This window comes from Halobacterium sp. CBA1126 (assembly GCF_009741975.1).
Taxonomy (GTDB): domain Archaea; phylum Halobacteriota; class Halobacteria; order Halobacteriales; family Halobacteriaceae; genus Halobacterium.
In genome coordinates, this window is the sequence record NZ_WPCF01000103.1 from 1 (window position 1) to 9,327 (window position 9,327).

Genomic DNA, 9,327 nt, shown 5'->3' on the forward strand with positions numbered 1-9,327 from the left:
TTCTTCAACCCGCCCGTGCGGATGCAGCTCGTGGAAGTCATCGCCGGCGAGCACACCGACGACGAGGTGCTGGACCTCACCGAGGACCTCGCCGAGGAGATGGGGAAGACGCCGGTGCGCGTCCGCAAGGACTCGCCGGGGTTCATCGTCAACCGCGTGCTCGTCCCGCTGCTGAACGAGGCCGCGTGGCTCGTCCACGACGACGTCGCCACCGTCGCGGAGGTCGACTCCACGACGAAGTACGACCTCGGACTGCCGATGGGCGCGTTCGAGCTCGCCGACCAGGTCGGCATCGACGTCTCCTACGACGTCCTCGACTACATGCAGAGCGTGCTCGGCGCGGCCTACGAGCCGTGCCCGCTCATCGAGGAGAAAGTCGAGGCCGAAGCGCTCGGGAAGAAGACCGGCGAGGGGTTCTACGACTACGAGGACGGCGGCGCGGAAGTCCCGACCGACGAGGTCCGTGAGGACGTCGCCGACCGCCTCGTCGCCGTGATGGCCAACGAGGTCGCGAAGCTCGTCGGCAACGACGTCGCCGACCCCGCCGAAATCGACGAGGCGGTGAAGCTCGGCGCGGGCTACCCGGACGGCCCCGCGAAGATGGCCGACGAGGCCGGCGTCGCCCACCTCTACGAGACGCTCGCCGACGTCTACGAGGAGACCGGCGCCGCGCGCTACGAGCCCGCCGACGAACTCGAACGCCTCGCGGAGTCCGGCGACGGGTTCCACGGCGTGACCGACGAGAACGAGACCACGACCTACGAGAACCTCGCGGTGACCGTCGAGGACAACGTCGGGCACGTCGAACTCGACCGCCCGCACCGCATGAACACCATCAGCGAGGACCTCCTCGACGAACTCGCGCGGGCGGTCGACGAACTCGACGCCGACGACGAGGTTCGCGCCATCCTCCTCACGGGCGCCGGCGAGAAGGCGTTCTCCGCGGGCGCGGACGTCACCTCGATGGCGGGGAGCGCCTCCCCTATCGACGCCGTGGAGCTCTCCCGGAAGGGCCAGCAGACGTTCGGTAAACTCGAGGCCGCGGACGTCCCGGTCGTCGCCGGTATCGACGGCTACTGTCTCGGCGGCGGGATGGAGCTGGCGACCTGCGCGGACCTCCGCGTCGCCAGCGAGCGCTCGGAGCTCGGGCAGCCCGAGCACAACCTCGGCCTGCTGCCGGGGTGGGGCGGCACCCAGCGCCTCAAGCACCTCGTCGGCGAGAGCCGCGCGAAGGAGATCATCTTCACCGCGGAGCGCTACGACGCGGCGGAACTGGAGGAGTACGGCTTCGTGAACGAGGTCGTCGCCAACGACGAACTCCGGGACCGCGCGTGGGAGCTCGCCCGCGACCTCGCCGCCGGCCCGCCCATCGCCCAGAAGTACACGAAGCGCGCGATGCTCGCGGGTCGGGAGTCCACGGACGCCGGCCTCGAGTCGGAGGCGCAGGCGTTCGGCCAGCTGATGAACACTCAGGACCTGATGGAAGGTATCGCCGCGTTCACGAGCGACCGCGACCCCGAGTTCGAGGGGCACTGACACGACCACGGCAGAACGACACGTTTAAACAATTCTCCCGGGTACGAACGATTGTCGCTCGGTTGGTGTAGTCCGGCCAATCATGTTGGCCTTTCGAGCCGACGACCAGGGTTCAAATCCCTGACCGAGCACTTTTCGAACGGAGTGAGGAACGCGCGCAGCGAAGGGATTTGAACCACGGCAGACCGAGCGTAGCGAGTTTGGCATCGGGTTCAAATCCCTGACCGAGCACTACTCTGCTACTCACACCGAGCAGCGACGCGCGTGTCGCTGTTCGCCTGATTCTGTCGCGTCTACCCGTCTCTGGGGCCGAGCAGCGAGACGGCGACGTCCCCGGTCTGTTCGGCGGCGGCGACGAGCACGTGGACGGTGACGACGACGAGGACGACGCCGAGGGGGAACGCGAGCAGCCGCTCGGCGGTGGTGTCGATGGTCCAGACGTCGAAGATGGTGGCCGTGCCGCCGAGCGGGGCGAGCAGGAGGGCGAGCGCGCCGACGCCCGCGATGAGGACGAACAGCCACGCGAGGAAGCCGACGAGGGACTTGACGACGAGGAAGGCGACGCTGCGCCACGTCTCGTTCGAGCGGACGAGCGCGTCGACGGCCGCGAGGACGCCGTCCTCGGAGAGCGACGGGAGGCCGTCACGGGGCCCGATGGCGGTGTCGAGGAGGGCGTTCGCGAGGCGGCGTTCGCCCTCCGCGAGGAGGCGGGCGACCAGCAGGGTCGCCAGCAGAATCGGGACGCCGACGACGAACACGGAGAGGACGACGCCGAACACGAGGCCGACGCCGAGCACGAGGTAGTAGACGAACCCGAGCGGAATCGCGGCGAGGAGGTAGAGGATTCGCCGGTAGGTCTGCCGGTCGCCGAGCACGCCGACGAACGAGCGGAGGCGGGCGGCGGGCGCGCGAGAGGCACTCATTACCGGCGACTTCAGTCCGGGGGTACAAAAAGGCCCTCAGCGCGGGACGCGAGCGACCGTGACTGCTAACACGCCGTCGGGCGAACGCGGTGGTATGAGCTACGAGGCGGTGTTCTTCGACCTCGACGACACCCTCTACTCGTATCCGGAGTGCAACGAGGCGGGGAAGGCGGCGGCGTTCCGGGAGGCCCGCGAACTGGGCTACGACGTCTCGCGTGGGGAGTTCGACGACCTCTACATGGAGGGGCGCCGCGAGGTGAAACGCGAACTCGCGGGGACGGCGTCGGCCCACGAGCGGTTCCTCTACTTCAAGCGCGCGCTCGAAATCCACACCGGCACCCACCAGTCGCGGGACGCGCTCGCGCTCGGGGAGGCGTACTGGGGGACGTACGTCGAGGAGATGGAGCTGTTCGACGGCGTGCGGGAGACGCTCGCGGAGCTCCGGCAGGCGGGCGTGGACGTCGCCATCGTGAGCAACCTGACGACGCGCATCCAGATGGAGAAAATCGACGAGCTGGGCCTCGAGGAGTACGTCGACCTCGTGTTGACCTCCGAGGAGACGGGCCGGGAGAAGCCCGCCAGCGACATGTTCACGCTGCCGCTGGCGAAACTCGACCGGCGGCCCAGCGAGACCGTGATGGTCGGGGACGACGTCGAAGCCGACGTGGAGGGCGGGAACGCGGTCGGTCTGACGACGGTGCTGTTCAACGGCGAGGCCGACGGCGAGACGGGCCACCGCCGGCCCGACCACCAGATTGATGCCTTCTCGACGGTGTTGGAGGTGGTACTGTAATGCTCGAACGCGAACGCGTCTCCGTCGTCGACTACGCGCCGGCGCTTGCGGAACTGACGCCGGGCCGCACCGGCAACCTGAGCGTGCGCAGCGGCGACCGGTTCGCCGCGACGCCGACCGGCGTCCCCTACGACGAGTTCGACGCCGCGGACGTGCCCGTCGTGACCTTGGACGGCGAGGTCGTCGCCGGGGAGATGGACCCGACCAGCGAGGTGCCGATGCACACCGGCATCTACCGGCGGCTGGATGCGGGCGCCATCGTCCACACGCACTCGACGTGGGCGACGACGCTCGCGGTGCTCGGCGAGGACCTCCCGCCGATTCACTACATGATCACGGCGGTCGGCCGCCGGGTGCCGGTCGCCGACTACGCGCCGTACGGCACCGACGACCTCGCGGAGCTGGTCGTCGCGGAGATGGAGGCCGCCGACTCGAAGGCCTGTATTCTGGCCCACCACGGGCTCGTCGTCACCGGCGAGGACCTCGCGGCCGCGGTGGAGAACACGTTCGTCGTGGAGAACCTCTGCCGGGTGTACCTGCAGGCCCGCCAGCACGGGACGCCCGAGCGACTCACCGACGACCAGCTGGCGACCGTCGAGGAGAAGTTCCAGTCGTACGGCCAGAATCAGTAGGTGCGGCGGGTCCCGGCGCGGCGGGGCCCCGCGGTCGGCGTCGAGCCCGTCACGGCTACGCGTTGTTCATCCGGGTCTTCGTGGTGTGGCCGCAGGTCCGGCACTCCGCGACCCGGTACGGCTCCCGGGAGAACTCCGCGTTCTGCTCGTCGTTGCTCTCCGTGAGGATGTCGATAGACACCTCGTGGGGTTGCTCGCGGCCGCACTCCGAGCACTGTTCGACGACGCCGTCGGATTGGACGTGTTTGCTTGCCATCGGACCTGACCTCACCTAAACAATACGACCACACGCCCTTCGAATATATGCCTAATTGTTTAGGTTGTGAGAACGCAGTCGGCACGCGCCCCGTCCGAACCCTTACGCCGCCCCGGGCGCTACCGTCAGGGAATGCGTTCGTTCCCGCCGCTCCCGGACGCCGCGGAGGCGCCGGCCTCGCTGTCGGACGGCCACCTCTGGGTACAGGAGTGGGTCTGCGGCGGCCCGCTCCGCGTCCAACTCCGCGAGTCCGGACTCCTCCGCTTCGGCGACGCCGACCGCGTCTTCGACGGCGACGTCCCGCCGGGCTACCGCCACGCGGTCCGGCACGTCCGCGAGCGCTTCGACCGGGACGCGCTCCGCGGCGCCCTCGACGACGTGGAGTCGGCGGTGTTCTACGGCACCGCGACCCGCCAGCAGCCGCTGGACTACGACTGGGCGACGCTCCCGGGGTTCCTCGGGTTCGACGTCTACCACGCCGCCGCCGACAAGTTCCTCCCGCCGGACGCCGTCGAGGCGCTGTTCGACCGGCTCGGCCTGACGCCACTCCCCGCCGTCGAGAAGGAACTCCGGGGCGCGGACGTCGACCTCGAGGAGTACACCGTCCCCGGGTCGGCGTGGCGCGACGGCCCCGCGGCCGGCGTGCTCGTCCGGAACAAGACCGGCGACCGCGCGGTTCGCCGGGCAGACGCGCTGGACGCCCCCGAGGCGGTCGCGTACGACGCCGACTCCACCGACCTCGCATCCCGGTTCGTCACCGAGGCGCGCGTCGAACGCGCCCGCGAAGCCGCCGGCAACACGGGAGGCGTCGACGACGTCGTCGAGCGCGTGCTGGAGTTCCTCGCGCGCGAGGAGTACGCCCGCCTCTACGCCGACGACGCGCCCGTCGACGTCGCCGCTTTCGAATCTACGGCCGCCGACCGCGCCCGACGACTCTTGGACGCCGCGTAACTCGGACTGCGGACGTGTGACGCGAATCCGTGCCCTGAAGCCGCGCCGGCTCCTACGCCGGGCCGATGACGCGTCGCTTCCGCTGGACTCGGCCGGTCGCTGCCGGCTCCGTCACCGTCACGCGCGTCGCCGGCGACCACGAACTCGCCGACGGCGCCCCCCAGCGACGCTACACGGTCGCGGTGCCGAGCGCCGAAGCCGCCGTGGCCGCGGCGACGGGCTGCGAGACCGAGTGGGACGACGACACGCTCTGGGTCACCGTCGGCGACGGTGCCGGTCTGGCACGCGTTCGCCTCCGCCTCGGCGACGCGTACACCGCCCTCCGGTTCCCCGGCCCGTCGTTCGACGACCGCCTCACCGCCGCGCTCGATGGCGACGAAGCGGCGGCGCACGAACTGCTCGCGGCCGCGGACTCCGTCGTCGCGCTCGCGCTCGCCTGCGGCCCGCTCCTCGACGCCGAGGGGTTCGTCGCGCTCGTCGACGCCCTCGCCACCGCGAGCGAGACCGCCTCAGACGACCTCCACGCGACCCGCTACGACCTCGCGCGAATCGCTGCGACGACGGCCGTCGGCCCGCCGGTCGCCACAGCCGACGAGTTCGAGGCGCTGGCCGAGGGCCTGGACGGCGTCGACGCGATCGGCGACGTGTCCGTGCTGGACGCGCTCGCGGACGTCGTCGCGGTCGCCCACGACACCGCTGGGGAGACGCGGCGCTTCCTCTCGGACCTCGGCTACGAACTCCCCCTGCTCGCCGAGCGCGACGACGGCCGGTTCCTCGCGGCGTACCTCGCGCAGGTCGCCCGTACGGCGGGCGTCCGCGACGCGAAGCAGGCCGCCGCGCGCCGCGCCGCGAACACGGACCACTCGGCGTTCGAGGAGGCGAAGGCGGCCGCCGAGCGCGCGGACTACTGGGACCGCGGGGCGGCGTGGCGCGACGCCGTCCTCCCCGCGGCGAGCGAGTCGTTCCCGACGTTCGCGTACGTCCTCGCGAACGCGCTCTACTGGACGGGCGAGGTCGGCCGCTCGGACTCGCGCGCGGACGAACTCCTCCACGAGGGCGCCGCTGCGGCCGCTCGCACCATCGACCTCGACTGGGTGGAAGGCCACGCCGCGTTCGAGCGCGCCCGCGCGGCCGCCCACCGCCACCGCAGCAAGCGCAACCACGCGCTCGCGCTCGCGCAGTTCGAGGCCGCCCGCGAGGTCGCCGAGTCGTACTCGTTCCTCGACCCGTGGGAGCCGACGTACAGCCACGCCGTCGTGCGGTCGAACGCCCTGTCGACGACCGGCGACCACGAGCGCGCGGTCGCGGTCCTCGATGACGCGCTCGAGGAGCTCCGCGAGCAGGGCGTCCCCGACGAGCGGTTCGCGGAGATGCGCGCCCACCTCGAGGGCCAGCGCCACGAGCGCCGCGCCATCGTCGCGGACGACGGCGACCGCCTCGCGCACCTCGAGGCGGCGCTCGACAACTACGAGTCCGTCGGGTTCGAGCGCTCCATCGAGCGAATCGAGGCAAAACTGGACGACGCGGAAGAAGCAGCGACCGGCGGTAGCGAGGACCGCGCCCGCCCGCAGCCCGTGCTCCGCCCGGACCCGGAGGCGGGACCGAGTCTCGAGGACATCCCCGACCTCCACGACTCGCTCACGGAGACGGACCCGGGCGCGGTCGGGAGCGCGGACCCCGGCGTCCTCCCGGACGAACGCGGCGACGCGCTGGACGACCGCGGTCCGGGGCGAGACACGGACCCGCGCTACCGCTGACCGCTAGCCGTGCTCCAATACGGGCGTCTCGGCGCCGCCCTGCGCGTGGTCGACGCGCACGCCGTCTACCGCGTCGACGCCGAAGCCGTCGGCTAACGCGGCGCGAGCCGCGGCTTCGCCGTCCTCGTCCGCGGGCGCGTCGACCGCAAGCGCGACGGTCGCGTCGACCTGGAGGTCGTTCAGCCGCGGCCGGAGGTCGGTGACGTCGACCGCTTCGACCTCGGTGACGGCGTCCACGCCGTCCAGGACGCTGGCCGCGCCGCACTCGAGGTCGCCGGCGGCGTCGCGCGGTACGTGCATCGTGAGGTCCGCGACGAGGCGGACCGGCTGGCTGGCAGTTGCCATAGGCTCCCGCCGAGAGTCGAACTCGCGCCGGCGAGGCCGGCGTCCACGGGCTGTCGGGAGCGACAGCCCGCGCTCACCACTCGACTCGCGGGAAGAACGCAGTCGCGTCGCGGACGGCAGCCGCGTCCTCCCCGGGGCGTTCGGTGCCGCTCACGCGGCGAGGGTGGACGCGGGCTGCGCGTTCGGGCGATAGCCGGCGACCACGAACCCCACGGGACCTGCGGACCCCCAGCTACGCGCCGGGGTCGCCGGTTCGTGGATGGTCGTGGTCATCGGTGTGTCACCCGTTCGGGCTCGGTGGGACCGAGCCGCTCGACTGGTCAATTTTGCCCCTGTACAATAAGTTTTGTCGAGGTGTGTGAGACTCCCGCACGCGCTGTCGCGGGGCGAACAGTTTCGGGACACGGCTTTCGGGGTGGCACCGCGAACGAGCGCGTGATGACCGACTACGACGACCTGCCGCTGGTGTACGCCTGCTCGGGCTGTTCGAGCGCCGCGCAGCTGGCCAACGACCTCGCCGTCCGCCTCGACCGGGAGAGCAACGCGGAGATGTCCTGCATCGCGGGCGTCGGGGGCGACGTCGCCCCGCTCGTGAACACCGCCACGTCGGGCCGCCCGATGCTCGTCGTCGACGGCTGCCCGCTGGAGTGCGCGCGGCGGAGCCTCGAGAACCACGACGTGACTCCGGACCGGCACGTCAACCTCGCCGAGCGCGGCGTCCCGAAGGAGTACCACACCGACTACGACGACGAGCGGGCCGAGGCGCTGTACGAGGACCTCGTCGCGGAAGTCGAACAGCTCGCTCCGAGGGCGTAGCCGCCTCCTCCTCCCGGGTTCGAGTCGGCGGTTTCTGTGGTCGCGTTCACCACAAGACCCTTGCCGGTGTTGGGTGAAGCTGTCAGGTATGCGTCGGGAACGCGTCCTGGCCGCCGGCATCGCGGCGCTGCTCGTCGCCTCCGCAGTGACGATGGTCGCCGTCCCCGGCGTGTTCGCGGACGACGAACCCGCCGACGTCCGGCCCGGTCACGCCGACATCCGCGAAGTGACTATCGGCGCCGGCGACGTCTCCGGCGGGACTGTCACGCTCGAGGTGACGTCGTACCTCCGTCACGTCGGCGGCACCTCCGAGAACGTCAGCGTCCTCGTGCGCGCCGTCGGCGTCGACTCAGGGCTGGTCGAGACGACCCGCGAGGTCGACGTCGACGCCATCTCCGGCGACAGGGAGGTCCCCGTCGAGGTCGCCCTCGCGGTCGCCCGCGAGGGCGGCTACCGCATCGAGACCGTGCTCTACAGCGACGAGCAGCGGGTGGGCTCGGTCTCGAAGACGGTCCGCGGCGTCGGCACCGTGCAGGCCGGCGGCCGGGCGGCGTTCCACGACTTCGCCGCGGGGCTGCCGTCGGTCCAGTACTCGGTCGCGGACGCCGGCCCCGACCGCACGGCGCTGGACGTCTCGACGTACCTCACGAACAGCGGCGCCGCCTCGACCGGCTCCGTCTCCGTCGAACTAATCGTGCGGCAGGCCGACTCGAACATCGTCGCGGCCCGCACCACCATCGACGTCTCCGAAATCCCGTCCGGTGAGACGGTCGCCCCGAACGCGACGGTCACCGTGCCGGCCGGGTACAACTACTACCTCGACGCGGTGCTCCGGAAGGACGGCGTCGTCGTGGACGCGGCGCGCAGCGCGGCGAACCTCGACCCGCAGGAGCGCATCACGGCCAACGCGACCGTCCGCGACGTCGGCCTCCGGGTCGAGGACTTCGAACGCACGGACGGCCAGGACCGCGAGCAGCCGCTGCCCGACGGCGGGGAGAGTAGCGGCGGGGGCGTCCCCGGGTTCGGGCCCGCGCTCGCCGTCCTCGCGGTCGCCGTCGGCGCAGCCATCGCTTGGAGGACTCACTCATGACCGACGACCACGACTCCCCCGCGACCGGCGCACTGACCGACGGACGCGACGTCCGCGAACTCCTGCTGAAGGGCACGCTGTTCGTGCTGGCCGTGCTCGCGGTCGTCGCGCTCTTCCAGTTCTACACGAGCGCGAACGCCGCTATCGGCCAGTGGATCGGCCGGGAGTACCGCGCGCTGTTCCGCGCCGCGTTCAACCTCGTCGTCCTGCTCGCGACCGGCATCGGCA

The 9,327-nt window shown here is 71.3% G+C and carries 10 protein-coding genes, 1 tRNA gene and 1 pseudogene; 9 read left to right on the plus strand and 3 right to left on the minus strand.

Annotated features, from left to right (window positions below):
* Both GJ634_RS12420 and GJ634_RS12425 read left to right on the plus strand, forming a co-directional pair.
* A partial coding sequence (locus GJ634_RS12420) for a 3-hydroxyacyl-CoA dehydrogenase/enoyl-CoA hydratase family protein (protein WP_157503090.1) occupies positions 1–1,536 on the plus strand: 1,536 nt, incomplete at its 5' end.
* Positions 1,537–1,592: 56 nt separating this feature from the next.
* Positions 1,593–1,667, plus strand: a tRNA-Glu gene (locus GJ634_RS12425).
* A 162-nt stretch (positions 1,668–1,829) separates the two neighbouring features.
* Here GJ634_RS12425 and GJ634_RS12430 read toward each other — a convergent pair.
* On the minus strand, positions 1,830–2,459 hold the full coding sequence (locus GJ634_RS12430) for a sensor domain-containing protein (RefSeq protein ID WP_157503092.1): 630 nt from the start codon (positions 2,457–2,459) through the stop codon (positions 1,830–1,832).
* A gap of 94 nt (positions 2,460–2,553) precedes the next feature.
* Between GJ634_RS12430 and GJ634_RS12435 the strand changes: the two genes are divergently transcribed.
* On the plus strand, positions 2,554–3,252 hold the full coding sequence (locus tag GJ634_RS12435; protein ID WP_157503094.1) for an HAD family hydrolase: 699 nt from the start codon (positions 2,554–2,556) through the stop codon (positions 3,250–3,252).
* The gene (locus tag GJ634_RS12440; RefSeq protein ID WP_157503096.1) at positions 3,252–3,884 is read left to right on the plus strand and encodes a class II aldolase/adducin family protein; all 633 of its coding nucleotides are present in this window, start codon (positions 3,252–3,254) and stop codon (positions 3,882–3,884) included. Before GJ634_RS12435 ends, GJ634_RS12440 begins: the two co-directional genes overlap by 1 nt.
* Before the next feature lie 55 nt (positions 3,885–3,939).
* On the opposite strand, the gene GJ634_RS12445 is transcribed toward GJ634_RS12440, so the two are convergent.
* Entirely contained in the window at positions 3,940–4,140 is a 201-nt protein-coding gene (locus GJ634_RS12445) for a hypothetical protein (protein ID WP_157503098.1), read from the minus strand.
* A gap of 132 nt (positions 4,141–4,272) precedes the next feature.
* Here GJ634_RS12445 and GJ634_RS12450 point away from each other — a divergent pair, with 132 nt between their 5' ends.
* Both GJ634_RS12450 and GJ634_RS12455 read left to right on the plus strand, forming a co-directional pair.
* Positions 4,273–5,091: a hypothetical protein gene (locus GJ634_RS12450; RefSeq protein WP_157503101.1), complete on the plus strand. Its 819-nt coding sequence runs from the start codon at positions 4,273–4,275 to the stop codon at positions 5,089–5,091.
* A gap of 65 nt (positions 5,092–5,156) precedes the next feature.
* A complete protein-coding gene (locus tag GJ634_RS12455; RefSeq protein ID WP_157503102.1) occupies positions 5,157–6,848 on the plus strand; it encodes a hypothetical protein in 1,692 nt (563 codons plus the stop codon).
* Between the two features lie 3 nt (positions 6,849–6,851).
* On the opposite strand, the gene GJ634_RS12460 is transcribed toward GJ634_RS12455, so the two are convergent.
* Positions 6,852–7,193 carry a hypothetical protein gene (locus GJ634_RS12460; RefSeq protein ID WP_157503104.1) on the minus strand — a complete coding sequence of 114 codons (342 nt, stop codon included), beginning with the start codon at positions 7,191–7,193 and terminating at the stop codon, positions 6,852–6,854.
* A 438-nt stretch (positions 7,194–7,631) separates the two neighbouring features.
* Between GJ634_RS12460 and GJ634_RS12465 the strand changes: the two genes are divergently transcribed.
* The 3 genes and pseudogenes from GJ634_RS12465 to GJ634_RS12475 all read left to right on the plus strand — a co-directional run.
* Positions 7,632–8,009 (plus strand): putative zinc-binding protein, encoded by a 378-nt coding sequence (locus tag GJ634_RS12465; RefSeq protein ID WP_157503106.1) that lies wholly within the window; start codon positions 7,632–7,634, stop codon positions 8,007–8,009.
* An 88-nt stretch (positions 8,010–8,097) separates the two neighbouring features.
* Positions 8,098–9,099 carry a hypothetical protein gene (locus GJ634_RS12470; RefSeq protein ID WP_157503108.1) on the plus strand — a complete coding sequence of 334 codons (1,002 nt, stop codon included), beginning with the start codon at positions 8,098–8,100 and terminating at the stop codon, positions 9,097–9,099.
* Positions 9,096–9,327: pseudogene (locus GJ634_RS12475) on the plus strand (hypothetical protein); the annotation flags it as partial. The gene GJ634_RS12470 and the pseudogene GJ634_RS12475, both read left to right, overlap by 4 nt.